General features: G+C 72.0%; 21 protein-coding genes and 1 riboswitch. Of the genes, 14 read left to right on the top strand and 7 right to left on the bottom strand.

Going from position 1 to position 25,581, the window contains the following annotated elements; translation table 11 throughout:
- Window positions 1-7: 7 nt before the first annotated feature.
- Window positions 8-1,633: an amidohydrolase gene (locus Leucomu_RS12345; RefSeq protein WP_128387397.1), complete on the bottom strand. Its 1,626-nt coding sequence runs from the start codon at window positions 1,631-1,633 to the stop codon at window positions 8-10.
- A gap of 306 nt (window positions 1,634-1,939) precedes the next feature.
- Here Leucomu_RS12345 and Leucomu_RS12340 point away from each other — a divergent pair, with 306 nt between their 5' ends.
- The gene (locus Leucomu_RS12340) at window positions 1,940-2,707 is read left to right on the top strand and encodes a TetR/AcrR family transcriptional regulator (protein ID WP_228407103.1); all 768 of its coding nucleotides are present in this window, start codon (window positions 1,940-1,942) and stop codon (window positions 2,705-2,707) included.
- Here Leucomu_RS12340 and purU read toward each other — a convergent pair.
- Window positions 2,694-3,599, bottom strand: a complete 906-nt coding sequence (gene purU / locus Leucomu_RS12335; RefSeq protein WP_017883700.1) for a formyltetrahydrofolate deformylase — start codon at window positions 3,597-3,599, stop codon at window positions 2,694-2,696. The two genes, Leucomu_RS12340 and purU, sit on opposite strands and share 14 nt — an antisense overlap.
- Window positions 3,600-3,622: 23 nt before the next feature.
- Window positions 3,623-3,707, top strand: a riboswitch (ZMP/ZTP riboswitch).
- A 48-nt stretch (window positions 3,708-3,755) separates the two neighbouring features.
- Between purU and glyA the strand changes: the two genes are divergently transcribed.
- From glyA to Leucomu_RS12310, 5 genes are all read left to right on the top strand, one after another.
- The gene (glyA, locus tag Leucomu_RS12330) at window positions 3,756-5,039 is read left to right on the top strand and encodes a serine hydroxymethyltransferase (RefSeq protein ID WP_128387396.1); all 1,284 of its coding nucleotides are present in this window, start codon (window positions 3,756-3,758) and stop codon (window positions 5,037-5,039) included.
- A gap of 82 nt (window positions 5,040-5,121) precedes the next feature.
- Window positions 5,122-5,997 (top strand): bifunctional methylenetetrahydrofolate dehydrogenase/methenyltetrahydrofolate cyclohydrolase, encoded by an 876-nt coding sequence (locus Leucomu_RS12325; RefSeq protein ID WP_128387395.1) that lies wholly within the window; start codon window positions 5,122-5,124, stop codon window positions 5,995-5,997.
- Window positions 5,998-6,157: 160 nt separating this feature from the next.
- Window positions 6,158-6,901, top strand: a complete 744-nt coding sequence (locus Leucomu_RS12320) for a VTT domain-containing protein (protein ID WP_017883697.1) — start codon at window positions 6,158-6,160, stop codon at window positions 6,899-6,901.
- Between the two features lie 138 nt (window positions 6,902-7,039).
- Window positions 7,040-7,411 carry an ArsR/SmtB family transcription factor gene (locus Leucomu_RS12315; protein ID WP_017883696.1) on the top strand — a complete coding sequence of 124 codons (372 nt, stop codon included), beginning with the start codon at window positions 7,040-7,042 and terminating at the stop codon, window positions 7,409-7,411.
- Window positions 7,412-7,482: 71 nt separating this feature from the next.
- Window positions 7,483-8,475: an SRPBCC family protein gene (locus tag Leucomu_RS12310; protein ID WP_017883695.1), complete on the top strand. Its 993-nt coding sequence runs from the start codon at window positions 7,483-7,485 to the stop codon at window positions 8,473-8,475.
- A gap of 22 nt (window positions 8,476-8,497) precedes the next feature.
- Here Leucomu_RS12310 and Leucomu_RS12305 read toward each other — a convergent pair whose 3' ends face one another.
- Together Leucomu_RS12305 and Leucomu_RS12300 are read right to left on the bottom strand one after the other, a co-directional pair.
- A complete protein-coding gene (locus tag Leucomu_RS12305; protein WP_128387394.1) occupies window positions 8,498-10,348 on the bottom strand; it encodes a glycerophosphodiester phosphodiesterase family protein in 1,851 nt (616 codons plus the stop codon).
- A gap of 147 nt (window positions 10,349-10,495) precedes the next feature.
- Window positions 10,496-11,461 (bottom strand): oxygenase MpaB family protein, encoded by a 966-nt coding sequence (locus tag Leucomu_RS12300; protein WP_128387393.1) that lies wholly within the window; start codon window positions 11,459-11,461, stop codon window positions 10,496-10,498.
- 238 nt (window positions 11,462-11,699) lie between these two features.
- On the opposite strand from Leucomu_RS12300, the gene Leucomu_RS12295 reads away from it, so the two are divergent.
- The 3 genes from Leucomu_RS12295 (at window position 11,700) to Leucomu_RS12285 (ending at window position 13,767) form a co-directional block, all read left to right on the top strand.
- Window positions 11,700-12,122, top strand: coding sequence for a hypothetical protein (locus Leucomu_RS12295; RefSeq protein WP_128387392.1), 423 nt, complete (start codon window positions 11,700-11,702; stop codon window positions 12,120-12,122).
- A gap of 120 nt (window positions 12,123-12,242) precedes the next feature.
- On the top strand, window positions 12,243-13,175 hold the full coding sequence (ccsB, locus tag Leucomu_RS12290; RefSeq protein ID WP_128387868.1) for a c-type cytochrome biogenesis protein CcsB: 933 nt from the start codon (window positions 12,243-12,245) through the stop codon (window positions 13,173-13,175).
- A gap of 4 nt (window positions 13,176-13,179) precedes the next feature.
- Window positions 13,180-13,767, top strand: coding sequence for a VanZ family protein (locus Leucomu_RS12285; RefSeq protein WP_128387391.1), 588 nt, complete (start codon window positions 13,180-13,182; stop codon window positions 13,765-13,767).
- A 41-nt stretch (window positions 13,768-13,808) separates the two neighbouring features.
- Here Leucomu_RS12285 and Leucomu_RS12280 read toward each other — a convergent pair whose 3' ends face one another.
- From Leucomu_RS12280 to Leucomu_RS12270, 3 genes are all read right to left on the bottom strand, one after another.
- Window positions 13,809-15,953 carry an acyltransferase family protein gene (locus Leucomu_RS12280; RefSeq protein WP_128387390.1) on the bottom strand — a complete coding sequence of 715 codons (2,145 nt, stop codon included), beginning with the start codon at window positions 15,951-15,953 and terminating at the stop codon, window positions 13,809-13,811.
- An 84-nt stretch (window positions 15,954-16,037) separates the two neighbouring features.
- Window positions 16,038-16,784, bottom strand: coding sequence for a hydrogen peroxide-dependent heme synthase (hemQ, locus tag Leucomu_RS12275; RefSeq protein WP_017883688.1), 747 nt, complete (start codon window positions 16,782-16,784; stop codon window positions 16,038-16,040).
- Between the two features lie 40 nt (window positions 16,785-16,824).
- The gene (locus Leucomu_RS12270) at window positions 16,825-18,000 is read right to left on the bottom strand and encodes a glycosyltransferase family protein (RefSeq protein WP_017883687.1); all 1,176 of its coding nucleotides are present in this window, start codon (window positions 17,998-18,000) and stop codon (window positions 16,825-16,827) included.
- Between the two features lie 2,695 nt (window positions 18,001-20,695).
- Here Leucomu_RS12270 and Leucomu_RS15985 point away from each other — a divergent pair.
- The 5 genes from Leucomu_RS15985 to Leucomu_RS12245 all read left to right on the top strand — a co-directional run bounded on the left by Leucomu_RS15985 (window position 20,696) and on the right by Leucomu_RS12245 (window position 25,564).
- A complete protein-coding gene (locus Leucomu_RS15985; protein WP_128387867.1) occupies window positions 20,696-20,908 on the top strand; it encodes a response regulator transcription factor in 213 nt (70 codons plus the stop codon).
- Window positions 20,909-21,088: 180 nt separating this feature from the next.
- Window positions 21,089-22,567, top strand: a complete 1,479-nt coding sequence (locus Leucomu_RS12260) for a sugar transferase (protein WP_128387389.1) — start codon at window positions 21,089-21,091, stop codon at window positions 22,565-22,567.
- 2 nt (window positions 22,568-22,569) lie between these two features.
- Window positions 22,570-23,334, top strand: coding sequence for a WecB/TagA/CpsF family glycosyltransferase (locus Leucomu_RS12255; protein ID WP_017883684.1), 765 nt, complete (start codon window positions 22,570-22,572; stop codon window positions 23,332-23,334).
- Window positions 23,331-24,827, top strand: coding sequence for a lipopolysaccharide biosynthesis protein (locus Leucomu_RS12250; RefSeq protein ID WP_017883683.1), 1,497 nt, complete (start codon window positions 23,331-23,333; stop codon window positions 24,825-24,827). The genes Leucomu_RS12255 and Leucomu_RS12250 overlap by 4 nt, the downstream gene beginning before the upstream one ends.
- A 68-nt stretch (window positions 24,828-24,895) precedes the next feature.
- Window positions 24,896-25,564: a hypothetical protein gene (locus Leucomu_RS12245; RefSeq protein ID WP_128387388.1), complete on the top strand. Its 669-nt coding sequence runs from the start codon at window positions 24,896-24,898 to the stop codon at window positions 25,562-25,564.
- Window positions 25,565-25,581: the final 17 nt, after the last annotated feature.

Raw genomic sequence — 25,581 nt, 5'->3', positions numbered from 1 at the left:
ATGAAGATTACGCCCGATATGTTTCGTCGCCCGCGAGCCACGTGCCGTGCACGGCGAGGTCGGCGATCGCCTCGGGGGCGATCGAGAGCGGATCGGCGGAGAGCCACACGGCGTCGGCGATGCGGCCGGTCTCGAGGGTGCCGCGATCCGCGCCCGCAAGGGCCTGGCGGGCGATGCCGGAGGTGTACGCCGCGTAGGCGGTACCCGCGTCGACGCGCTCGGCGGGCAGCCAGGCGGGGGCGCCGGGCTCCGCGTGGCTGTGCCGCGTGATCGCGGTCGAGAGCGCGGGGCGCCAGTCGCGCGTGGTCACGGGCCAGTCGCTGCCGAACGACACGGTGGCGCCGCTGCGGTGCACCGAACCGATGAGGTACTGCCACTCGTCGCGGGGATGGCCGAGATGCGGAATCGTGAGGTCGCGCATCACGGCGTCGCACTGCGCCCAGTAGGGCTCGAAGTTGGCGATGACGCCGAGCTCGGCGAAGCGTGCGATGTCGGCGGGATCGAGCACGGCGACGTGCGCGACGACGTGGTGCCGTTCGCGGGCGGGATCGTCTCGGATCGCCGCCTCGAGCGCGTCGAGGGCGTCGCGGTTCGCGGCGTCGCCGATGGCGTGGATGTGGAGCTGGAACCCCTCGGCGTCGAACGCGGCGGCGGCCTCTGCGAGCTCCGAGGCCGTCCAGTTCGGCAGGCCGCGCTCGTCGGGACGGTCGGCGTAGGGGGCGATCATGGCGGCCGTGTGGCTCTCGATCACCCCATCGGCGAAGAACTTGACGGTCTCCGCGGTGAGGCGATCCGCGCCCAGCGCCCGCACCTCGGCGCGGGCCGCGACGAACTCCTCGACCTGCCGGCGCCAGCGGGCCGGGTCGGCGCGGAAGGCCAGATTGAGGCGCGTGTGCAGGCGGCCGGATTCGGCTGCGGCGACGTAGACGGGCAGGGTGTCGAGCTCGACCCACGCGTCCTGCACCCAGGTGGTGCCCTGGGCGGCGTACCCGAGGGTGGCCTGCTCGAGGGCGGCGACCCGCTGCGCGAGCGAGAACGGGGGCACGACGTCGGCGAGGAAGTCGTTCGCCGCGGCCTCCTGCAGGGTGCCGAGCGGCGCGCCGTCCTCGCGTCGCACGATGCGTCCGAGGGCGGGGTCCGGGGTCTCGGCGGTGATGCCGCCCGCCCGCAGCGCTGCGGAGTTGGCCCACGCGGTGTGGTAGTCCCAGGCGCGCAGGATCGTGGGGGTGTCGCCCGTCGCCTCGTCGAGCCATCGGGCGTCGAAGAGGCCGCCCTCGGCGAAGGTGGCGTCGTAGCTGCCGCCCACGATCCATTCGGTCTCGGGATGCTCGGCCTTCCACGCCGCCACGGCCTCGAGGATGCCCGCGAGATCGGAGGCGTCGCGCACGTTCGGCCCGAGCGCCTCGAGCCCGCCGAGCAGCGGGTGGGCGTGGCCGTCACCGGGCGCCGGCGCCAGCACGCCGCCCGCGAGGTCGACGCGCACCGCGCCCGGCTCCGAGGCCAGCGCCTCGGCCGCCGCGCCGTGGGCCGCGACTCGGTCCTCTCTGAACGCGATCGCGGTGGTCGTGACGGGGCCGTGCTCGCCCGCGGGGTCGACGATCACGGTGCCGCCGGTGAAGATCGTGAGGCTCATGGGTGCGTCCTTCTCTGCGTGGGGGCTGCGAAGGCGAGAGCGGCGCGCCGAGCGGCGGTGCCGGCGTCGGGGGCAGCGGCCACGGGATCTCCTTCGATGTGTGCTCGGCCTCGCGACGAATCGCTCTCGCCGCGACGCGGCACGCAAAATGAACGGGGTTCTTTTCGGGTGCCGCGTCGAGAATAGTACGGAACGGGGCGTTGCGCTAGCGTGAACCGGGACCGGTGCGCGGCAGCCGCGGGGCGCCGCGGCTCACCGCCGCGAACGGGCGGCTCGGAGCGGCGCCGGCGACGGAGGGGGAGTGCGATGGCAGCAGCAGCCGACGGGGCGGGATCCCCCCAACGGCCCGCTCCGGCGCGACGCAGGGCCGGACGGCCGAGCGTGCGCGTGCTCTCGCGACGCCTCATCATCGAGACCGGCCTGCGGCTCATCGACGAACGCGGTGCCGACGGCGCCGGCATGCGCGCGATCGCCGCCGAGCTCGGCGTGCGGCCCTCCGCGCTGTACAACCACGTCGCCGGCCGCGCCGAGCTCATCGCCGGGGTGCGGGAGCTGCTCAGCGACCGCATTCCCACCGGCGTGTTCGAGCACGAGCCGTGGGACGAGGCGCTCGAGGAATGGGCCCACCACTACCGCGTCGCCTTCGCCGCCCACCCCTCGACGGTCGCGCTGCTCGCGGTGCTGCCCCTCGCCGAGGAGTCGGCGACGACGCGCATGTACGAGGCCGTCATCGCCGCGATGCTGCGGGCCGGTTGGCCGCGGGATCGCGCGCTCACGGCGCTCGTCGCGCTCGAATCGTTCATACTCGGCTCGGCCCTCGATCTCGCCGCCGCCGACGACATGCTCGATCCCGGCCCCCGCACCGACGTGCCCGCGTTCGCCGTCGCCTACGAAGCGCGGCGTGCGGCGCTCGCGGCCGCCGGGCAGCGGCCCGCGGACGCGGCGTTTGAGCTGGGTCTCCGCGCGCTGCTCGCAGGTCTGCGGGCCGAACTCGCAGCCGTGCGCGAGGAGGCCGGATCCGGACCGGCGAGGCCGTCGGCGCCGAACGCGCCGCGACCCGCTACTGGAAGATGATGGTGCGGTCGCCGTCGGCCAGAATGCGGTTCTCGGCGAACCAGTTGACCGCGTGCCGCAGCACGCGCGCCTCGATGTCCTGCCCCAGCTGCACGAGCTCGCGCGGCGAATAGGAGTGGTCGACGCGGGTGGTGTCCTGCTCGATGATCGGGCCCTCGTCGAGGTCGGTGGTGACGAAGTGCGCGGTCGCGCCGATGAGTTTCACGCCGCGCTGATGCGCCTGCTTGTAGGGGTTGGCGCCCTTGAACCCGGGCAGGAACGAGTGGTGGATGTTGATCGCGCGCCCCTCGAGCGCCTCGCACAGCTCCGGCGACAGGATCTGCATGTAGCGGGCCAGCACCACGAGCTCGATGTCGAGTTCTTCGACGGCCTCGAGCACGCGACGCTCGAACGCGGCCTTGTCGTCGGCGCCCGCGATGGGGCGGTGCTCGAAGGGCACCCCGTAGAACTCGGCGATGTCGCGCATGGTCTCGTGGTTCGAGAGCACGAGGGGCACCTCGATCGGCAGCTGGCCCGCGCGGCGGCGGTAGAGCAGATCGTTGACGCAGTGGGTCGCGGTGGAGGCGAGGAGCAGCGTGCGCACGGGACGGCCCACCGTGTCGAGGCGCCAGGTCATGTGGTAGCGCTCGGTGACGGGCGCGAGGGCGCCCGTGAACCGCTGCTCGAAGGTCTCGGGCTGCGCCACCGCCTCGACCTGCAGGCGCATGAAGAACCGACCCGTGTCCGCCGAGGCGAACTGCTGGCTCTCGGCGATGTTGCCGCCGGCGGCGACGATTGCCCCGCTGATCGCGTGCACGATGCCCGGACCGTCGATGCACGAGAGGGTGAGCACCCACTGGGTGCTGTCGGTGGTCTCTGCGGGGGCGATCGTGTTGGTGCTCACGGAGTACAAGGGTAGTGGATCCGCGCTAAACTGATGGCTGTCGTGACTGGCGTGCAGATGGGACACCATCGGGGAACGACGTTTCGCATCAATTGGCCGCTCGCCTGGGTCGTATTTCTCTGGAATCTCCGTGTGCCACGGAGACGAAGACAGAAGGAGCACACAATGTCCACCCAGTCCGCATTCTTCAACGAGCCGCTCGAGGCGGTCGATCCCGAGATCGCCGAGGTGCTCAAGAACGAGCTCGGCCGCCAGCGCGGCACCCTCGAGATGATCGCCAGCGAGAACTTCGTGCCCCGCGCCGTGCTCGAGGCGCAGGGCTCCGTGCTCACCAACAAGTACGCCGAGGGCTACCCGGGCCGCCGCTACTACGGCGGCTGCGAGTTCGTCGACGTCGCCGAGGATCTGGCCCGCGAGCGCGCCAAGTCGCTGTTCGGCGCGAAGTACGCGAACGTGCAGCCCCACTCGGGCGCGAGCGCCAACGCCGCCGTGCTCAGCGCCATCGCCGAGCCCGGCGACACCATCCTGGGCCTCGAGCTCGCCCACGGCGGCCACCTCACCCACGGCATGAAGCTCAACTTCTCGGGCAAGCTCTACAACGTCGCGCACTACGGCGTCGACCCCGAGACCTTCCTCATCGACATGGACGTCGTGCGCGAGCAGGCGCTCGAGCACAAGCCGAAGGTGATCATCGCCGGCTGGTCGGCCTATCCCCGCACGCTCGACTTCGCGAAGTTCCGCGAGATCGCCGACGAGGTGGGCGCGACCCTGTGGGTCGACATGGCGCACTTCGCGGGCCTCGTCGCCGCGGGCCTCTACCCCAACCCGGTGCCGCACGCCCACGTCGTCTCGTCGACTGTGCACAAGACCATCGGCGGCCCCCGCTCGGGCTTCATCCTCACGAACGACCTCGAGATCTACAAGCGTCTCAACTCGAACGTGTTCCCCGGCCAGCAGGGCGGCCCGCTCATGCACGTGATCGCCGCCAAGGCGACCGCCTTCAAGCTCGCCGCCACCGACGAGTTCAAGGATCGCCAGGTGCGCACCCTCTCGGGCGCCAAGCTCGTGGCCGAGTCCCTGACGAGCGAGGCCTCGAAGAGCGCCGGCGTCGACGTGCTGACCGGCGGCACCGACGTGCACCTGGTGCTCGCCGACCTGCGCCACAGCGAGCTCGACGGCCAGCAGGCCGAGGACGCGCTGCACGCGGTGGGCATCACCGTCAACCGCAACGCCGTGCCCTTCGACCCGCGGCCCCCGATGGTCACGAGCGGCCTGCGCATCGGCACGCCCGCGCTCGCGACCCGCGGCTTCGGCGACGCCGAGTTCGCCGAGGTGGCCGACATCATCGCGCAGACCCTGCAGCAGTCCGGCGACATCGAGGCCCTCAAGGCCCGGGTCACCGCGCTCGCAGAGGCCTTCCCGCTGTACCCCGGCCTCGAGACCTGGTAAACCCGTTCGCCGGGCCCGTCGAAGCGGGCGGCGCTCGCCGCCCATCGACGGGCCCGGACACGGCTCACAAGAGGAGTCAGTCATGTCTGCAAACATCCTCGACGGCACGGCCGCGGCCGCCGCGATCAAGAGCGAGCTGACGCAGCGGGTGGCCGCGCTGCGCGAGCGCGGCATCGTGCCCGGTCTCGCCACCGTGCTCGTGGGCGAGGATCCCGGCTCGCAGTGGTACGTGGCGGGCAAGCACCGCGACTGCGCCGAGGTCGGCATCGCCTCGATCAAGCGCGAGCTGCCCGAGACGGTGACCCAGCAGGAGCTGGAGGCGGTGCTCGACGAGCTCAACGCCGATCCCGAGTGCACGGGCTACATCGTGCAGCTGCCGCTGCCGAAGCACATCGACACCGACCGCATCCTCGAGCGCATCGATCCCGGCAAGGACGCCGACGGTCTGCACCCGACGAACCTCGGGCGTCTCGTGCTCAACGCTAACACCGAGATCACGAGCCCCCTCCCCTGCACCCCGCGCGGCGTGATCGAGCTGGTCGAGCGCAACGGCCTGTCGTGGGCCGGTCAGCACGTGGTGGTCGTGGGTCGGGGCGTGACCGTCGGCCGGCCGATCGGCCCCCTGCTCACGCGCCGCGAGTACAACGCGACCGTCACGCTGACGCACACCGGCACGAAGGATCTCGCCGCCGAGCTGCGCCGCGCCGACGTGATCGTCGCCGCAGCCGGCGTCGAGGGCATCGTCGCCGCCGAGCACGTGAAGCCCGGCGCGATCGTGCTCGACGTGGGAGTCTCGCGCAAGACCGACCCCGAGACCGGCAAGAGCCGCGTGGTGGGCGATGTCGACCCGGGCGTCGCCAAGGTGGCGGGCTGGGTCTCGCCGAACCCCGGGGGGGTCGGCCCCATGACGCGCGCGCTGCTGCTGCAGAACGTGGTGGAGATGGCCGAGCGGGCCTGACCGCCGCGCGTCCGACGGAGGCCCCGGAGCGTACGCGATCCGGGGCCTCCGTCGGTTCGGCGGCGCGGGCGCTTCCGCATCGGGAGTGGTCGTACAGCAGCGGCGGGCATACTAGAAGGCGTCGTGCCCGCCTGATCCGATCGAAAGCAGAGCCCCACACGTGACTCTCACCTCCTCTTCGCTGAGCGCACTCGTCGTCCCCGCGCTGCTCGGCATCGACTGGCTCGACCCCGAGACGCTGCTGGAGGCGGGGGGCTGGGCCGCGCTCGTGCTCGCGTGCCTGTTCGTGTTCCTCGAGACCGGCGTGGTGGTGCTCGCCTTCCTGCCCGGCGACTCGCTGCTGTTCACCGTGGGGCTCTTCAGCGCGACCGGGCCGGGCGGCGTGCCGATCATCGACATCCCGATCTGGATCACCTGCACGGTGCTGTTCATCTGCGCGTTCCTGGGCGACCAGATGGGCTTCATGCTCGGCCGCAAGATCGGCCCGGCCATCTTCAACCGCCCGAAGAGTCGGCTCTTCAACCCCGAGAACGTGGCGCGCACGCACGCGTTCTTCGAGAAGCACGGCCCGAAGGCGATCATCATCGCGCGCTTCCTGCCGATCATCCGCGGGTTCGTGCCCGCCGCGGCGGGCGTCGGCAACATGACGTACCGCCGCTTCGTCGTCTACAACGCGGTCGGCGGGCTGCTCTGGGCGGTGGGGGTGACGCTGCTCGGCTACTTCCTCGGGCAGATCCCGTTCGTGCAGCAGTACAGCGAGGTCTTCATCATCGTGCTGGTGCTGATCCCGGGCATCCCGATCCTGGTCGAGATGTGGCGCGCGTTCTCGTCGTGGCGGGCGAAGCGCCGGGCGGCGAAGAGCGGAACCGCCCCCGAGTCCCCCCAGGCGCCGGCCGCCGAGTAGCGACGCGCCCGAACAGCCCCGCACGAGGCGGGTGCCGAGTTCGCTTGCGCAAGCGGGAGCCGCGGGGAGCCCGGGGTTGACCCGGGCGCCCGCGTGACTTAATATGCAACTAAATGGTTTCATATTGAGGAGGCGCTCATAAAGACCGCTCCCGACCGCCAGCCCACCGCCATCGGCGAACTCGACGACGCCGAGGTCGACCGCGTCTTCCGGGCGCTCGCCGACGCCACGCGCCGCGACATCGTGCGCCGCACGCTCGGCGCAGAGGCGTCGATCTCGCAACTCGCCGACCGCTACGAGATGTCGTTCGCGGCCGTGCAGAAGCACATCGCCGTGCTCGAGGCCGCCGACCTCGTCGAACGCATCCCCCGAGGAAGGGAGCGCATCATCCGAGGCAACCCCGACACCATCCGCCGCGCCCAGCAGCTGCTGGGCCGCTTCGAGCAGATCTGGCGCGGGCGCATCGAACGTCTCGACGCGCTCCTCGCCGAGGATCCGCCCGCCAGCTGACCCCGGGCCGGCGCAACGCGGCGCCGACCCCCACCCGCGTCCCGCACGGCGCACCACGAAAGGCCCGAATCATGCCCATCACCGCAGTCACCACCGATCCCGAAGCGCTCACCCTCACCGTGATCGCCGACTTCACCGTCCCCGTGCGCAGACTCTGGGACGCCTACACCGACCCGCGCCAGATCGAGCGCTTCTGGGGGCCGCCCGAGTATCCCGCCACCTTCCTGCGTCACGACGCCCACCCCGGCGGGCTCAGCCAGTACTACATGACCGGCCCCGAGGGCGACCGCAGCTGCGGCTACTGGGAGTGGGACGCCGTCGACGCGCCGCACTCGTTCGAGGTGCGCGACGGCTTCGCCCACGAGGACGGCACGCCCAACCCCGACCTGCCGAGCATGCGCATGGTGTTCGAGTTCGCCGAGACCGCGCTCGGCTCGCGACTCACCACGACCACGCACTTCGGCTCGCTCGACGAGCTCGAGCAGCTGCAGGGCATGGGCATGGTCGAGGGCATGAGCGCCGCGATGGGGCAGATCGACGCCGTGGTCGAGGATCTCGCGTCGTTCGCCGCCGGACGCGGCACCGAGCTGCAGCTGATCGGCGACCGCCAGGCCCGCGTCTCTCGGGTGATCCGAGGCACGGTCGAGCAGGTGTGGCGGGCGCACATGGACCCCGAACTGCTGCGGCGCTGGCAGCTCGGCCCCGACGGCTGGACCATGCCGATCTGCGAGGTCGCCGCCGAAGCCGGCGAGCGGTACCGCAGCGGCTGGGAGAACACGGCCGACGGCCAGCGGTTCGGGTTCACCGGCGTCGCCCGCGAGGTGTCGGCGCCGTACCGCTCGGTCACGACCGAGGCGATGTGGACGCCCGACGACCCCGATGCGGCGAACAGCGCCGAGACGATCAACGAGATGACGCTCACCCCCGTCGAGGGCGGCACCCTGCTGTCGCTGCTCATCACCTACCCCGACGAGGCGACCCGCGAGATGATCCTCGCCACCGGCATGGTCGACGGCATGGAGACGAGCTACGCGCGCCTCGAGGGCCAGGTGCTCGGGGTCTAGGCCGTGCGCGGAGAGCCCGCGCCTAGACGACCTTCACGAAGCGGGTGACGGCGTCGACCAGCACGTCGGCCAGCCCGGTCTCCTGCTGCATCTCGGCGCGCAGGGCGAGCACCCGGTCGGGGTGATCGGTGATGATGCCATCGGCGCTGCGCCGCAGCTGCTCTCGCATGCCGGCCTCGTCGTTCAGGGTCCACACCATGAAGCCGAGGCCCGACTCGGCAGCCGACCGCTGCAGCTGCTCGGTCGCGCTCCACTCCTCGGGCACGATGAAGTCGGCCGGGGTGTCGGGCGCCGCGACAGCGGCGAACGCCATCGTGTAGCCGACCGTGAGGTCGGGGCGCAGCTGCTTCAGGCGGGCCACGCTCGGGGCGTCGAGCGAGTGGTAGATGTTGCTCTCGAGCGCGTCGAGCGCCTCGAGCTCGGCCACCAGCCGTTCGACGTGGTCGGGGGTGTCGGCGCCGCCGAGCTTGATCTCGATGAGCAGCGGCATGCCGAGCTGCTGCGCACGCGTCACGTAGTCGGCGAAGCTCGGAATGAGATCCTCGTGCCCGTGCTGATCGTGCACGGTGATCGCGGTCAGCTCGGCGAGGGTGAGATCCTTCACGGCGTCGGGCCGCCCGGCGAGACGGCCGAGGGTCGCGTCGTGCATCGCGACGAACTCGCCGTCGGCCGTCTGCATGACGTCCATCTCGACGAGGTCGGCGCCCGCGGCGTGCGCGGCATCGAGCCCGCCGAGGGTGTTCTCCACGCCGCCGTCCGAGAAGCCGCGGTGCGCGAGCACGAGGGTCTCGGGGGCGTCGGAGAGCCGCTGCATGGTGTCGACGGCCACCGTGCCGAGACCGAGCGCGGTGACGAGGGCGATCGCGCCGGCGAGCAGCGCCGGGCGCCGCGATCGACGCGCGGGCCGGCCCTCGGGGGAGGGGGCGGGCCGCGTCCGATCCACGAGCGTTACGCCCGGCGCGAGCCGATCGGCTCGCCGCCGCACGCTCATGATCAGGATCGACGCGACGAACGCCGTCGCCAGGCCGCTGAGCAGGAAGCCGATCACCTGCGCCGCCCCGAGCGAGTAGGCCGCGACGAACGGTGAGGCGCCGGGTGCGAGCTCGTCGGTCAGCGCGGTCGGCACGACGGCGGCCACGGTCAGCGCGAGCGCCGCGAGCCCGGCGAGCAGCATCACGGCGGCGACCGCCAGCACGAGCGGCAGCCAGCTCCGAACGCCGCGGGTGAGGCGCCAACTGCACCGCGACGCCCGCCCGCCGTCGGTCAGCACGAAGACGGGCACGGTGAGCGAGAGGCGCACGTTGAGCACCGCGAGCACCAGCAGGAAGGCTCCGAGCGCGACCGCGCTCGACGCGCTCTTGAGCAGCTCGCCCGAGACGAACGAGGGGATCGCGATGCCCCGGGTGAAGGTCGAGGTGAAGCCGAAGCCTGTGAGGGGCAGCAGCAGGAACAGGTAGCAGAGCAGCGGGAGGGAGCTCGGTCGCAGCAGCTTGCGCGCGACCCGGCCGAGTTCGGCCGCGAAGCCCCGCCAGCCGATGCCGGGCCACTGCAGCAGCACCACGAGAGCGGTGAACTGCAGCGAGATCAGCCAGAACGCGAGGGCGATGATCACCGCGATCAGCCCGATCGTGAGCGGGAGCCCCCGGCCGGGCGCGAGGGCGCCCAGATCGAGGCCCGTCATGCCGCTCGCGCGCAGTGCCTCGCGGAACAGCCACCCGATCACGGGCAGCGCGATTCCCAGGATGACGAGCTGGGAGACGAGGATCAGCCCGAGCAGCCGCGTCCCGCCCGAGCGCACGAGACCCCACCCCAGGGCGAACAGCGTCGCGCTCTCGCGCCAGATGCCGGGTTTGGACGGTGTCTCGATTTGCATGGTCTCAGTGTATGGCGATGCGGGTGCGCGGGCCCGGCGCCCCGTGCGCGGACTGCGGCTGCGGCGCCGCCGTTCTCGCGGGGCTCACGGTCGTCGCGGGGCGATGCCGATAAGTCGACCAGGGGGGTGCGGGCCCGGAGCGGGGGATCAGCGCCGGCGCACCTTGCGATAGGGGTGGGTCTGCACGCGCTCGGCCACCTCGGAGATCAGGTCCTCGCTCGAGCGCCCCGCGCGGGCTGCGGCGGTGAGCCGCCGCGTCACGCGCGCGGCGGCGCGCAGGCTCATGGGGCGTCCCTCGACGCCGAACAGCAGCCGCGCCCAGTCGGGCAGCAGGGAGAGGATGCCGTCCTGGATGTTGACCGCGGCCCACACCTTGACCGGGTTTCCGCGGAGCGCGGGTGCGCGCAGCTCTCGGGAGAGCTCGGCGGCGGGCAGCGTGAGCGCCATCCACCCGCGGTTGTCGTCGATGTAGCGGTCGAGCTCGAAACGGCTGCCCGGCAGCAGCGATGCGTCGGTGATGCCGACGATGCGAGCCGCCTCGTGCTGCTCGACCACGAATCGATCCTGCTCGGCCACGGTGAGCGTCGGACCGAAGGCGTCGGAGGCGCGCAGCACGCCGTAGACGATCGCGTTGTGGGTCCAGGCGAGCCACTCCTGGGTGTCTGCGCGCAGCTCCTCGCCGGTGCGCGGGTCGGTCCAGACGCTCGCCGCGTGCAGCCGCTGCACCGCTTCGCCCGCCGCGTCGGCGTGGGCCCGATCGCCGAAGACGGTCGTGTCGATGTACCTGCCGGTGCGCTCGGCGCGGCCCTCCGCGTCCGAGGCGTACCCGCTCGTCCCGTCGAACACGCGCATCATCATCGGGTTGAGCGACTGGAGCAGCAGCGCGGCGACGCCGCCGAGCTTCGAACTGGGGTCGGAGAAGAGCCGCCAGCTGACGCTGCCCGGGCCGAAGTAGCCGTCGTCGGCGGGGGGAGTGCTCGCGGTGGCTCCCGCAGCGGCTCCGGAGGTGCTCGCCGCGCTCGTGCCGCCCGCGTGCGCGACGGGGCAGCCGCCGGGTCGTGGGCCGTCGGCCGTCGATTCGGCGGTGTCGATGCCGGTGCCGGTGATGCTCATGGTGCTCCCCTGTCGTGCGCGGGTCCGGGAGGTGATCTCCGGACAACTCTTGGATAGTGTCCAATGTTAACCATGATTCGATGTGCGGGGAAGCTGCGGATCGGCGGCGCTCGGACTCGATGCGGGGAACCGCCGCCGGGGTCGGTGGCCCGGACGCCGGCCGGTGCGTCTCGCCCCCGATGCTGCGAAGTCGCCGAGGCCGCTTGGGGGCGCGCTGCGGAGATGCCACACTGATGCCATGAGAACGAAGAACTGGGCCGCTCTCGGAGCCGCCGCCCTGCTGGCACTGACGCTCGCCGGCTGCGGCGGGAGCGCCGAGACCGCCGACGACTCGGGCGGCGGCACCGCCTCCGAGCCGATCGGCAAGGACACGATCGCGCCCGTCACGATGAGCGCGAACGACCTGCAGGGCGCGCGCGTCGAGCTCGTGGTCGGCCAGGTGCTCAACATCAACACCGACAGCCTCGCGGTCGACAGCTACGCGGGCGAGGTCGCCGATCCCGGGATCGCCGAGTTCACCCCCGGCCGCGTGGGCGACAGCGCCGAGTTCAATCCGGGCGTCACCGCGCTCTCGCCCGGTTCGACCGAGGTCACCATGACGAACGAGCAGGGCGGCATCCAGCCGCTCACCTTCACGGTCGAGGTGACGGAGCGCGACTGAGCCCGGCCGGTCGGGCGGGGGCCGGGGCCGGCGCCCGTGAGTTCCCAGGCACGCAGGGTACCCTGATGCACTGTGCTGAGTGAGCTGGAACACTACTCGACGATCGCGCTGTATTCCGCAATGATCGTGTACTCGATCGCGTTCGTCTTCTACGCGGTCGACCTCGCCAACCGCAGCGGCGACGCCTCGCAGCAGGCGGTGCGCGGCGATGCGCGGCAGGCGGCAGCGGGGGCCGGCGGCGTCGCGACGCTCACCCGCACCGCGTCCGCCGCCCGCACCGCGACGAAGCAGCCCCGCTCCCGCTCGCTGCGCATCGGCTTCTCGCTCACCGTGCTCGCCTTCCTGCTGCACCTCGGCGCCACCGTGCTGCGCGGCATCGCCGCCGAGCGCGTGCCGTGGGCCAACATGTACGAGTTCGCGCTGACGGCGACGTGCGCGATCGTGCTCGTCTTCCTGCTGGTGCAGTTCTTCGTCGACCTGCGCTTCCTCGGCACGCTCATCACGGGCATGACGGTGCTGTTCCTCGGCATCACCAAGATCAACTACTACGTCGAGATCGTGCCCCTGCAGCCCGCGCTCGACTCGTACTGGCTGGTGATCCACATCCTCGTCGCCGTGCTGGCCGTCGCGTTCCTCACGCTGTCGTTCGGGCTCTCGATCCTGCAGCTGCTGCAAACCCGTCGCGACAGCCGCGTCGCCGCGGGGGAGCCCGGCGGATTCGCCTTCATGGGCAGCCTGCCCGGGGCGGTGCGGCTCGAGGATCTGGCCTACCGCCTCGCGATCATCGGCTTCGTGTTCTGGACCTTCACGCTCATCGCGGGTGCGATCTGGGCCGAGCGCGCCTGGAGCCGCTACTGGGGCTGGGACACGAAGGAGGTCTGGACGTTCGTGATCTGGGTGCTCTACGCCGGCTTCATCCACGCGCGTGCGACGCGCGGCTGGCGCGGCACCCGCTCGGCGTGGCTGAACGTCATCGCCTACGCCGCGGTGATCTTCAACTTCACGATCGTGAACGTCTTCTTCAAGGGCCTGCACGCCTACTCGGGGTTGTGACCCCGTGTCGGGCGACGGCGCCGACGCACCGCCCCTGGCGGTGAGCGGCGCCGCCCCGCCCGCGACTCGATCCGCGGTCGCCCCGCGCCGGCCGGCGGTCACCGCCCGAGTGTGGGCCGGGATCCTCGGCCTGCTCGCCGGAGCGACGCTCGTGACGGCGGTCACACTGAACCCGGCTCCCGTCGATCGCGGCCACCGGGCGCTGGTGCGGGAGGCGCTCGCTCTGCTGCACGGCCTCGGCGTGCCCGAGAGGTTCGGCTACGCGGAGCTCGAGTTCACCGCGAACATCGTGATGTTCGTGCCGCTCGGATTCTTCGCGGCGCTGCTGCTGCCGCTCGGCCGCGCCTGGCTCGCCGCGCTGCTCGGCGCGGGGTTCTCGGCGGCGGTCGAGATCGCGCAGTTCGCACTGCTGCCCGAGCGGTTCGCCAGCGTGCTCGACGTGGTCGCGAACACGACCGGCGCCGGCGTCGGCGTGGGCCTCGCGGTGCTGCTGCGCGTCTGCGTCGCCGCCCGCGACAGGCGTCTGCTGCGCGAAGCGGGGATCCCCGAGGCCGCCCCGCCCCCGCCCAGCGCCCCCTCGCACTCGAACTGACGCGCGCGGTCGCTCCCGCCCGCGCGGAACGACCGCGCGCGTCAGCTCGTCGCGGGCTGTGTCGAGAAGAGCTGCGGCTCCGCCTCGCGCAGCGCCTCGAGCAGCGCCGGCTCGGTGGTGCGGGCGTAGGTGCTCGTCATGTGCCCGTCATCGCGGTAGACGAGCACGTTGCCGACGATCGGCTCGCAGACGGCCGGCCCGCACAGCGCGTCGGAGAGGTCGAGGATGCTGAGGTTCGCCGGCAGATCGGCCGCCAGCGTCTCGAAGAAGTCGGAGGCGAGCTTCTGCGACCGGGGCAGGGAGCAGGCCTCGGGATCGCCCCCGTGCTCGACGAGGCACTCGGGCACGTCGAAGGGGAACTTCGGGGTGCCCCGGATCCCCACCACCTCGATGCCGAGCTCGCCGAGCTTCTCGACCTGCTCGACCATGCCCGTCGGAATCTCCTCCGGGGTGTCCGCCTCGAAGGAGACGACGCTGCCGAGAGTGAAGACGAGGTCGGGATCATACGACGCGATCGTGCGGATGACGTCGCCGTTCCAGTCGCTGCAGGTGTCCCCGGTCTGCTCGGTGGTGAGCCGGCAGCCGTCCTTCTCGATGACGATCAGGCGCCAGTGGTGCTGCTCGGCGATGCTGCGCAGCGCGGGATACCACTGCACCGAGAACGACCCGCCGGTGAGCACCACCGTGCGCTCGGCGCCGAAGTCGTCGACGTCGCAGACCAGCACCTCGCCCGCCCCGGGCTCGTCGCGGTGCGACTGGATGCAGCCCTCGTGGTAGATCGGGGCGAGATCGATGAAGGCCGATGTGGGCGTGGGCAGGAAGCGCGCCTCGGGATCGACCCGCACCGCCGGGTGCGGGCCGGCGAGCGCGCCCGCCCCGACCTGCTCGGGCGAGAGCTGAGCGGCCGCCGCGAGATCCGCCTTGCGCTGCTGGTTCACGGCCTGCGCCCACCCCACGGTCACCGTCGAGAGCAGCATGAGGGGCACCAGGGGCACGGCGGCGGCCCGCGGCCACGACCACTCCTGCAGCGATCGTCGCGAGACCGACGAGACGAGCCGCTCGGTGAGGATCGAGAGCACGAACGACACGGCCGCCACGAAGATCGCGACGTCCCAGCCCACCGACGTCTCGTCCCGCGCGCGCATGGTGAAGACCAGCACGGGCCAGTGCCAGAGGTACAGCTGGTAGGTGATCCTGGCGAGGAACTTGACGGGGCCCACGCTGAGCGCCCGCGCGGCCCACCCGTCGGGGGCGCCGCGAGTCGCGCCGAAGAGCACGAGCAGCGACGCCCCCACCGGCCAGAGGGCCGGCACCCCCGGGAACTCGCGCGCGCCGTCGAAGATGAAGCCGCACACGAGGATCATGCCGAGCCCGACCCAGATGCCGCCCTCCCGCACCCACGACCGAGCGCAGAAGGCAGCGGGGATGAACGCGATCAGCGCCCCCGCACCCAGCTCCCAGAACCGGCTGAACGTGTTGAAGTAGGCGACGGTCTGATCGGCATCGACCAGGATGAGCGCCCAGACGAACGACACGACCGTCAGCACGACGGTCGTCGCGAGGAACACCGCTCGGAACGAGAAGCCGCCCGCACCCGCGGCACGGGCATCGCCGGCGCCGGCGCCCCTGCGGCGCCCGAAGGCCGCGTAGAGCGCGAGCGCCAGGAACGGCCAGACCAGGAAGAACTGCCCCTGCACGGCCAGCGACCAGAAATGCTGCACGGGGCTCGAATCGGGCCCCGCGGCGCCGTACGAGAGCTGCGACGAGATGAGCTCCCAGTTCTCGTAATACAGCGCCGAGGCGAACACCTCGCGGAAGGTCTGCAGGTACCGGGTCGCCGGAACCCACAGCCAGGTGCCGATCAGCACCGCGGAGAGCACGATGACCGAGCTCGGGATCAGCCGCGTCGAGACGCCGATGAAGTGCTTGCGCAGCCAGGCCGCAGGTCGCTTGCGCCCGCCGCCCGGCTCGGGCCGGTCGAAGTAGCCGAGCAGCTTGCGCGTGAGGAAGTAGGCCGACAGCACGAGGAAGACGTCGACCCCGCCCGAGACCCGGCCGTTGCCGAAGACGTGGAACAGCATGACGAGCGTGAGCGCGATGCCGCGCACACCGTCGATCTCGTGCATGTACCCGGCCTTGGCGCCGGGGCGCACGGCCGTCTGCTGCTGTACTGCGAATGCTCCCACACGCCAGATGGTAGGTCGCGTGCCCGGCGGGGGCGGACAAAAGCCGTGATTCCTACTCACCCCGCTCGGGGCGGAGCGCAGTCGCTACTGCAGCACCTCGACGATCTCGACGGTCTCGATGCGCCGACCCGTGTAGAACGGGGTCTCGAGGTGCACGTAGTTGCGGGCGTCCACGCCGCGCAGATCCCGCATCATGTCCACCAGCTCGGTGAGGTCGTCGGCCTCCATCGGCAGCAGCCACTCGTAGTCGCCGAGTGCGAAGGCCGACACCGTGTTCGACACGACGCCCGCGTGCTGCGCGCCCGCGCGGCCGTGCTCGGCGAGCATTGTGCGCCGATCCTCGGGAGGCAGCAGGTACCATTCAGGCGACCGCACGAACGGGTAGACGGCGAGCCACTGCTGAGCCGGCACGCCGCGCACGAAGCCCGGCAGATGGCCGCGGTTGAACTCGGCGTCGCGGTGCACGCCGACGGCGCTCCACGTGCGGATGAGCGGGCTGAGCAGCGTCGAGCGGCGCAGCTCGCGCAGGGCCCACTGCAGATCCTCGGCCGCAGTGCCGTGCAGCCAGACCATGAGGTCGGCGTCGGACCGCATGCCGCTGACGTCGTACCAGCCGCGCAGGGCGACGCCCTCCTCCTCGATGACCTCGACCACGCCCTCGAGCTCCTGCACCGCGTCCGGCACGTCGCGGCCGTCGATCGTGACGGGGTGCGACGAGCTGACGCGGAACACCGCGAAGAGGGTGAAGGCGGGGTCTTCGGCGCTGTTCTCGAAGTCGACGTCGATGGCGGTGCTGCGGTCGGGGACGGCGTGGAGCGGCGAGGAGTTCATGCTCTCATCGTGGTGCCTCGCCCGTGCGGATGCAAGGGCGTCAGGCGATCGGCGAGGCGAATTCGACGATCCGGCGCCACGCGTCGGCCCAGGTGGGCACCCGCTGGGGGGCCGCGTCGCCGCCGCGTTCGATCGCGGCGATCGCCGCCTCGGCGACCGATGCCGCGTCGTCGAGCGGCACGGTGTGCTGCGCGATCCCGTCGGGGAGCGCCAGCCCGAGGGTGAGCACCGGGCGACGGCTGGCGAGCGAGTTCCAGATCTTCGCCGGCACGAGGGTCTCCCTGCGGTCGCCCACGCGGTAGGGGAGCAGGATCGCGCTCCAGCGGTCGATGATCGGCGGCAGCTCGGCGACGGGCACCGGAGCGGCGAGAATCGCGCCGGCATCGCGCAGCACGGCCCGCGAGGCCTCGTCGACCTCGCCCACGACCTCGACGGGGTGCGCCCGCGCGACGGCGGCGACGGCGGGCAGGTCGATGATGCCCTCCTGCACCGTGCCGAAGTAGCCGATCGGGGCGTCGGCGCGCGGGCTCGACCAGGGGTGCCGGGTGAACTCGTCGTCGGCGGCGGGCAGCACGAGGATCGAGTCGAGGCCTCGCTCGGCCCACTTCCGTTGCATGGCGGCGGAGTCGGTGACGAGGCGCGCCTCGCGCTCGAGGGCGTTCTCGACCCGGCGCCAGCCGCGCGGCGGGAACCAGTTCGCGGGCACCCTCGACCAGTCGAGCACGCGGTCGTAGACGTGCCGGCCCCGGCCGAGCCGCCGGGCCAGCGCCAGACCTCGTCGCGAGGGCACGTACTGCAGCACCATCGTCTCGTCGGCCGCAGCGGAGCCCAGCAGCCGACGGATGCGGCGCAGGGTCGCGCCGGGCAGCAGGTCGACCGGCGACCAGCGCAGGATCCGCACGCCCTCGGGCACCTGCTGCGTCGGGGGAGCGGCACCGCTGCCGCGCCGCAGCCGGGCCACGACCTGCCGCGCGTCTCTGAGCTGCGGCTCGACGAACACGACCGCCGTGCCCGACGCCGCCGCCGCGCGAGCGAGCGAGTGGTGGCGCTGCCAGGCGAAGTTCCACTTCACGGAGCTGAGGATCACGAGGGCCGCGGGAGGCCGCGCGGAGCCCGCCGCGTGAGCGGGGCGGTGCGACGCCGCCTCGCGCGCGGCGGCGGAGCCGGCCTGCTCGGCGCTCGCGGCCCCCTCGCCGCTGTCTGCGTGCTGGGCCATGACTCTCCTTCGAATCGTGATGACCGGGCCCTCATCTTTGCATGTCCGCCCACCGTTGGCTGCGAAAGCATGACGCATTTATCACATAGTTAACAATTTCCCAAAACCCCCATTGACGTGTCGCGAGTTCCGGGCGGAGACTTACGTACGTGCGAAACACGTAATGTCGAGTGCAGGGTGAAAAAACTCGGCCTACTCTGAGGGGGCTTTCGGGCGGCAGTGGGGGCCGACTGGCTCCCCTGGGGGAGTCGAGTGATGGAACTATTCAATGCAGACGGGGTGGAGCGCGAATTCACGATCTCAGCTGAATCGCGCGCGACGGTCGAGGAGAGCAGCACTCCCGAACGTCTCGAGATGCTGCTGGAGGCCCTCGGGCCGCCCGGCAGCGTCGCACTGCTGATCGGCGAGGCCGGAACGGGCAAGAACCGGCTCGCCCAGGAGGCGGCGGGCGCCCTGGCGGGACGGCTCGGCGAGCCGGTCTCGGTGATCGCGCTGGAGCCGCCGCCGAGCCCGCTCACGGGTATCGCCACCCACTTCGGCTTCCACTTCCCCGAACTCTTCGGCGCCTCCGACGCGCTCGAGAACAGCGACCACTTCAACATCGAGGAGCCCGAGGTGCTGGCCGCCCGGCTCATCGAGGCGGTCGAGCGCGACAGCGAGAACGGCACGCCGCTGCTCATCGCGCAGGGCCTCGACCAGTACTCGCCGATGGCGTCCATGATGCTCGACCGGCTCGTGCGTTCGCATCGGATCCGCGTCGTCGGCACCACCCGCCAGCTCAGCGGCGCCGCGGGTCAGCTCGCCCGCGACCCCCAGGTGCGCAAGATCTCCGTGCCCCCGCTCTCGGTGGCCGAGGCGCAGCGCTTCATCGTGCAGCTGCTCGGGGCCGAGTACGTCGAACTGCAGACGCTGCGCCGCTGGTACCGGGTGACCGAGGGCAACTCGCTGTCGCTCACGCTGCTCGCGCTCACCCTCGACCGTCGCGGCCTCGTGGGCCGCAAGCGGGGAGTCGTCTACGAGCTGCCGGGCGCCGAGGCGGTGCCGACGGAGTTCCGCGAGTTCCTGCACAGCACGTGCACCGCAGCCGAACTGCGCACGCTCGAGCTGGTCGCGCACGTCGAGCCCATGTTCGAGAACGCCTTCATCCAGCTGCTCGACCCGGTGCACGTGGCGCACCTCACCGAGCAGGGACTGCTGGTCGCGGGCACCGGGCCGAGCGGCCGGCTGACGCTCAGCCTCAAGCACCAGCTGCTCACCAAGGCGGTGCGGGAGCAGATGACCCCCGCGCGTCTGGTCGAGGTGAGCAATCAGCTGTTCGACGCGCTGCACGACGAGCTGGGGTCCGAGGATCCGTACCGCTCGCCCCGCCTGCTGTTCCGCATGGTGGCGATGGGGCTCGACGCCGATCGCAGCGTGCCCCTCGGCTGGCTGTGGGAGGCGCTCGAGATCCTGCGCAGCGGGCACGAGCTGCAGCTGCGGCTGCGCGTCGCGCTCGCGGTCGCCGCGCACCCCGACGCGTCCACCCTGCAGCTGACCATCGGCGCACAGCAGGCGAGCCAGATCGCGCGCTTCATCGGGGATCGCGCCCGTCTCGCCGAGGCCCTCGACCACGTGCGCACCGCGGTCGAACGCACGCGACGCGTCTCGGGTGTGCCCGCGCTGCTGCGCGCGAAGCTGCGGCTCGCGCTCGTCGAGCACCTCACGCTCGACCGGGAGGACGCCGAGGGCGCCGAGGTGCTGCTCGACGAGCTCGAACGGGAGTTCGCCGAGGCCGACGCGCGCGTGGTGGAGATCGTGCGCAACGCCCGCGTGCTCTTCCTGGGACGCTCGGGACGCCTGCGCGAAGCGGCCGAGCTGGTGCCGGATCCCGGCCGCTTCGGCACGATGCCGATCGAGTGGGAGCGCACCTTCGGACGCGCGATCTCGTCGCTGATCCTCGCGCAGCGCGGGCGGCAGGAGGACGCGGTTCAGGTGGCGGAGTACGCCGAGTCGTTCGCGTCGCTCGGCGAGCAGCCGCAGATCGACAGCGCCGACCTGCTGCGCTTCTGCGGCTTCATCGGCGCGTGGGGCTGCGGCGCCCTCGAGTCGGCGCGGCAGATGCTCGGCGAGGCCGTGCGGCAGTCGTTCTCGGACGTGCACTACTCGGGGCTCGTCGACACCTGCGCGGTGCTGATGAGCCTCTCCGACGGCAAGTGGCGGCTGGCCGCGCAGCGGGCGGAGCGCCTGCGCGAGCGGCTCGCGGCGTACGATCGGCACGGCGTCGCGGCGCTCGTGAACGCCGCCCTCTCGCTGGCGCTCGCCGCCCTCGGCGAGCACGCGGCGAGCCGCCGGGCGATCCGCCTCGCCGAGAGCCGGCACTCCGGCATCTCTCAGGCCGTGACCGGGTACCTGCGGCTGCTGACCCTGCAGGCCCGCCAGTGGAACGGCGACGAGGAGAAGGCGGAGCTCGCGCTGCGACTCGCCTCGTGGGCGCGCACGCAGCAGCTCGAGGCGATCGAACTGCGCGCGCTGCGCCTGCTCGCGGTCGAGGATCGCGCCGAGGCGGCGCCCTACCGGGGGCGCATCGAGGCTCTCGCGGCCTCGATGGACCCCCCCGTTCGGCGAGGCCCTGCTCGCCCACTGCGAGGAGCTGCTGGACGGGCGGGACGGGTGGGACACCCCCGCGTCGAGACGGCTCACGGAATACGGCATCTGGATGCCGCTGCCCCTCACCGAGGAGCTGTCGTCGCGGGAGCGGGAGATCGCGCTCTTCGCCTCGCTGGGCTACTCGAGCCGATGGATCGCCGAGCAGTTCCACCTCTCGGTGCGCACGGTCGACACGCACCTGCGGCACGTGTTCACGAAGCTGCGGGTGAGCGGTCGCGACGAACTGCGGCAGTGGTTCCGACGCGAGCACGTCTCCCGGTAGGCGCGGGCCGGTCGCAGGGCCAGGCCGGGGGATTGCGTAGCTGGAGGAGGTTTCCGCGAGAGGCCCCGGGAACCGCGCCGAACCCCTCCGTAGGGCTTGCGTAACTTCCCCCCGCGACGGCCCCCGATCTTCTTAGCCTGACTCCACATTCACGATGGAGTGCAAGCTAGGGGAGTCGGCATGCTGGTGGAGAGCGGGCTGGATACGTTCACGGGAGCGGTGGCGCTGTCGCCGCGGCGCACGCCCACGCTGGAGCGCAGGCGGCGCTGGGAGCGGAACTTCCGGTGGTGCCTGCGCACGTCCGACACGCTGGTGATCCTCGCCTCGGTGGGGGCCTCGCTGCTGCTGCAGTCGCTGCTCGTGGGCACGAGCCGCTCGACCCCGATCGTGGCGGTCGCGCTCGTGACGCTCTGGATCCTCGCCCTCACCGGCATGCGCAGCCGCGACCTCGGCTGCCTCGGAGCGGGCGCGCTCGAGTACCGCCGGGTGGCGCACGGCACCGGCCTCGCCTTCGGCGCGGTCGCCATCGCCGCGCTCATCGCCGACTGGAGCGGCGACCGGGTGCTCATCTTCGCCGCGCTGCCGATCGGGCTCGTCGCGCTGCTCGTCTCGCGCTGGGAGTGGCGGCGCTGGCTGCGCGAGCAGCGCCGCATCGGCCACTACGCCTCGCGCACCCTCGTCGTGGGGGAGCGGGCCGACGTCGAGTACGTGATCCGCACGCTGCAGGCGGATCGCGGCAGCGGCTACCAGGTGGTCGCGGCCACGCTCTTCGGCGCCGACCGGGGCCCGCTCGTCGTGGGCGGCCGGCGCTACCAGGTGCGCGGCAGCGCCGACCAGGTGGCCGCGGTCGCCTCGCAGGCGGGGGCCGACACGATCATCGTCGCCAGTCAGCCGGAGAACGCGCCCTCCTTCGTGCGCGAGCTCAGCTGGCGGCTCGAGGGCACGGCGGCGAACCTCGTGCTCTCGAACCGGGTCACCGACGTGGTCGGCCCGCGCATCTCGTTCCGCCCGGTCGAGGGGCTGCCGATGCTGCAGATCAAGATCCCCTCCTACGAGGGCGGGCACCACCTGCTGAAGCGAGGCCTAGACGTGAGCGTCGCCGCGCTCGCGCTCGCCGCGATCGCGCTCATCACCCCCGTGCTGGCGCTGCTGATCAAGCTCGACTCGCCCGGCTCCGTGTTCTTCTCCCAGCAGCGGGTGGGGCGCGACGGGCGCGTGTTCACCATGTTCAAGTTCCGCACCATGGCGGTCGACGCCGAGCAGCGCCTCTCGGAGCTGCGGGAGCGGAACGAGGGATCCGGCCCGCTCTTCAAGATGAAGCAGGATCCGCGCGTCACCCGCGTGGGGCGGGTGCTGCGCAAGCTCTCGCTCGATGAGCTGCCCCAGTTCTGGAACGTGCTGCGCGGCGACATGAGCGTGGTCGGCCCGCGGCCGCCGCTGCCCGCCGAGGTCACCGCCTACGACGGCACCGTCGTGCGCCGGCTCTATGTGAAGCCGGGCATCACGGGCCTCTGGCAGGTGAGCGGTCGCAGCGACCTCTCGTGGGACGAGAGCGTGCGGCTCGACCTCAGCTACGTCGAGAACTGGTCGCTGATGAACGACCTGCAGATCATGTGGCGCACCGCGCGCGTCATGGTGCACCGCGAAGGAGCGTACTGATCATGTCGCACCTCAACGTGCACCCGCACGGCAGCGCCTCGGTCGAGGTGGCGGGCGTGGCGGTCGACTCGTTCACGGAGCGCTCGTTCGCCGAGACCGTCATCGAGTGGGCCGGCAAGCCGGGCGTCGATGTCGCCGTGGGCGTGAACGCCCACGTCTGCAACCTGGCCCGCAAGGACGCGCAACTGCGCGGCTTCCTGCAGCGGCACACCACGTACGCCGACGGGCAGTCGATCGTGTGGGGGGCGCGTCTGCTCGGCCGTCGCCTGCCCGAGCGCCTCGCGACCACCGACGTCGCGGAGCCCGTGCTGCGGGCCGCCGCCGACGCCGGCATCCCCGTCTACTTCCTCGGCGCGGCCGAAGGGGTGGCTGAGGCGGCGGCCGAACGGTTGCGCGCCCGCATCCCGGGCGCGCGGATCCGCACCCACCACGGCTACTTCGGCGAGCACGACGTGCCGCGCATCGCGGCCGACATCGCCGACCACGGCACGGGCATCCTCTTCGTCGGCATGGGCGACCCGGTGCAGGAGCGCTGGGTGCAGGAGCACGAGGAGCTGCTGCCGCCGGCCGTGCTCACCTGCGGCGGGCTGTTCGACTGGCTGAGCGGCTCGAACCGCCGCGCGCCTCGGTGGATGATCCGCGCCGGGCTCGAGTGGTTCTGGCGGCTGGGCCTCGAACCGAGGCGTCTGGCCAAGCGCTACCTGCTCGGCAACGTGCAGTTCATCGCCGCACTCGCGCGGCAGCGCCTGACTGCGAGCATCGCATGACCGCCGTCGCGGCCCCCCTGCGCGAGGAGCGGACCCTGGGCCGCCGCAGCATGCTCAGCTTCGCGGGCTCGGCGACGAGCGCCCTGCTCGGCTTCCTGCTGGTCGTGGTGCTCGCCCGCTTCCTCGGCGACGCCGACTCCGGGATCGTGCTGCAGGCCATCGCGGTCCTCATGATCGCGCTCGGCTTCGCGCGCTTCGGCATGGACTCGACCGCGGTGTGGCTGCTGCCGCGCCTCGCCGACGACCAGCCGCAGCAGGTGCGCGCCACCTCCTGGTTCCTCATCGCGGTCTCGGGAGTCGCGGGCACGGTCTGCGCCGCGGCGGTGTGGATCGGCGCCGCGCTCGCCGCCGAGGCGAACCCCTCGGACCCGCTGCCCGCCGCGATCCGGATCAGCGCCGTCCTCCTGCCCTTCGCGGCGATGCTGCTGACGTCGCTCGCCGTGAGCCGAGCGCTGGGACGCATCGCCGAGTACGTGCTGATCGGCAGCGTCGGGCTGCCCGCCGCCCGGCTGCTGGCGGTGCTCGCGGCGATGCTGCTCGGCCTCACGCTGAGCGGCGTCGTGCTGGCGTGGGCGCTGCCCGCGGCGGCCGCGCTCGCCATCGCACTCGCGGTCGTGGCGCGCCAGATGCGCGGCCTCGGCTACGGGCGGGGCGCGCGCTTCTTCGGCACCGCGCTGCCGGCCCGCACCCTCGGCTTCGCCGGCCCGCGCGTGATCTCGGCCGCGCTCGAGCAGATGCTGCTCTGGATCTCCGTGCTCGTCGTGGGCGCCGTCGCCGGTCCGGCCGCCGCCGGCGTCTACGGCGCCGCGAGCCGCTTCGTCGCCGCCGGCATGATCGTCGACTCGGCGATCCGCGTGGTCTTCGCCCCGATCTTCAGCCGCATGCAGCACCGCGGAGCCGAGCACGACGTGCGCGAGCTGCACCGCACCGCCACGAGCTGGCTCGTGCTCTTCAGCGCCCCCGTCTTCATACTGCTCGCCGTCTTCGCCCCCGTCGCCCTCGCGGTGCTCGGCCCCGACTTCGTCTCGGGCGCCTCGACGCTCGCCGTGATGTGCCTCGGCGCGCTGGTCGCCTTCCTGGCGGGCAACGTGCAGACGATCCTGCTCACCGCAGGACGCAGCGGCCTCGCCGCCATCAACAAGGCCGTGGTCGTCGCCATCAACGTGGCGCTGATCCCGCCGTTCGTCGCGGCCTGGGGCATCGTCGGAGCCGCGTGGGCCTGGACCATCGCGTGCGTCGTCGACGCGCTGCTCGCCTGGTGCGAGATCCGGTTCGTGCTGCGGCTGCGCATCGCCCCCGCCGCGGGGCTCTTCGCCTTCGTCGTCTGCCTGGGCAGCGTCGGCGCCCCCGCCCTGCTCGCCAGGCTGCTGCTCGGACCGGGCTTCGTCGGCCTCGTCGTCGCAGCGGGCGTCGGTCTCGCGCTCTTCGCCGCCTGCGGCCGCCTCGCCCGAGCCCGGCTCAGACTGCCGGGGGGCCCCAGAGCTCCGGAGTGAACCTCTCCGGAATCCACCGCCGGCGATCCGCTCGCCCGGCACCACCACACGCAGAGATCAGGGACACCATGAACCACGAACCAGCAGGCCCGGCAGGGCCCCCGCGCAGGCGGTGGGCACTGACCGCGACCATTGCGGCCGCACTCGCCGTCGCAGCCGGAGGCATCTGGCTGAGCACGGCAGGGGCAGAGCAGCCGGACGGATCCGCCTCACCCGTCGACGGGATCGAGCGCGAGACCGAGGGCACCGCCTCGCCCACCGAAGCCCCCGCATCCTCCGAGACGCCGAACTCCCCTGAAACTGCGGGCGGCTCGGGGGATGCGGGTTCAATCACCGAGGATACCGCGAGCGAGCTCATCGCGGCAGCCATCAGCGCACCTCTGACCCGCAGCGGGGACGACGGAGCCCTCGCCAAGCAGATCGAGGGGTTCGCGGCCGGCGCCTACGCCGCCGAACTCGAAGCGCAGTGGCAGGAGCTCGTGGTCAACGGCTGGAGCATCTCCGGCGCGCCCGAAATCGTCAAGACCTCGGTCGAGACCGCCGCCGACGAGCGCAGCGCCGTCGCCGTGAGCTGCGTCGACGCCACCGCGGTGCGCATGCTCGACTCGGCCGGAGTCCCCATCGGCGCAGACGCCGCGAGCACCAACCGCGCCCTGCACCGCTTCACCCTCACACGCGGAGACGACGACGTCTGGCGCGTGACGAACCACGACTTCCCCGACGATCCGGCCTGCTGAGCCGCAGCAAGGAAAGA

Origin of the sequence: Leucobacter muris (assembly GCF_004028235.1) — a bacterium.
Classification (GTDB): Bacteria; Actinomycetota; Actinomycetes; order Actinomycetales; family Microbacteriaceae; genus Leucobacter; species Leucobacter muris.
Note: the sequence above shows the minus strand (reverse complement) of the source record. Positions and strands in the feature narration are given on the sequence as shown.

Excerpts from the sequence above, each read along its gene's own strand:
- ccsB (WP_128387868.1), top strand. The coding sequence starts at position 12,243 with ATGATCGTGTACTCGATCGCGTTCGTCTTCTACGCGGTCGACCTCGCC.
- Leucomu_RS12300 (WP_128387393.1), bottom strand. The coding sequence starts at position 11,461 with ATGAGCATCACCGGCACCGGCATCGACACCGCCGAATCGACGGCCGAC.
- Leucomu_RS12270 (WP_017883687.1), bottom strand. The coding sequence starts at position 18,000 with ATGGCCCAGCACGCAGACAGCGGCGAGGGGGCCGCGAGCGCCGAGCAG.
- Leucomu_RS12245 (WP_128387388.1), top strand. The coding sequence starts at position 24,896 with ATGAACCACGAACCAGCAGGCCCGGCAGGGCCCCCGCGCAGGCGGTGG.
- Leucomu_RS12250 (WP_017883683.1), top strand. The coding sequence starts at position 23,331 with ATGACCGCCGTCGCGGCCCCCCTGCGCGAGGAGCGGACCCTGGGCCGC.
- Leucomu_RS15985 (WP_128387867.1), top strand. The coding sequence starts at position 20,696 with ATGCCGCTGCCCCTCACCGAGGAGCTGTCGTCGCGGGAGCGGGAGATC.
- hemQ (WP_017883688.1), bottom strand. The coding sequence starts at position 16,784 with ATGAACTCCTCGCCGCTCCACGCCGTCCCCGACCGCAGCACCGCCATC.
- Leucomu_RS12310 (WP_017883695.1), top strand. The coding sequence starts at position 7,483 with ATGCCCATCACCGCAGTCACCACCGATCCCGAAGCGCTCACCCTCACC.
- Leucomu_RS12345 (WP_128387397.1), bottom strand. The coding sequence starts at position 1,633 with ATGAGCCTCACGATCTTCACCGGCGGCACCGTGATCGTCGACCCCGCG.
- glyA (WP_128387396.1), top strand. The coding sequence starts at position 3,756 with ATGTCCACCCAGTCCGCATTCTTCAACGAGCCGCTCGAGGCGGTCGAT.
- Leucomu_RS12305 (WP_128387394.1), bottom strand. The coding sequence starts at position 10,348 with ATGCAAATCGAGACACCGTCCAAACCCGGCATCTGGCGCGAGAGCGCG.
- Leucomu_RS12295 (WP_128387392.1), top strand. The coding sequence starts at position 11,700 with ATGAGAACGAAGAACTGGGCCGCTCTCGGAGCCGCCGCCCTGCTGGCA.
- Leucomu_RS12325 (WP_128387395.1), top strand. The coding sequence starts at position 5,122 with ATGTCTGCAAACATCCTCGACGGCACGGCCGCGGCCGCCGCGATCAAG.
- Leucomu_RS12260 (WP_128387389.1), top strand. The coding sequence starts at position 21,089 with ATGCTGGTGGAGAGCGGGCTGGATACGTTCACGGGAGCGGTGGCGCTG.
- Leucomu_RS12340 (WP_228407103.1), top strand. The coding sequence starts at position 1,940 with ATGGCAGCAGCAGCCGACGGGGCGGGATCCCCCCAACGGCCCGCTCCG.
- Leucomu_RS12255 (WP_017883684.1), top strand. The coding sequence starts at position 22,570 with ATGTCGCACCTCAACGTGCACCCGCACGGCAGCGCCTCGGTCGAGGTG.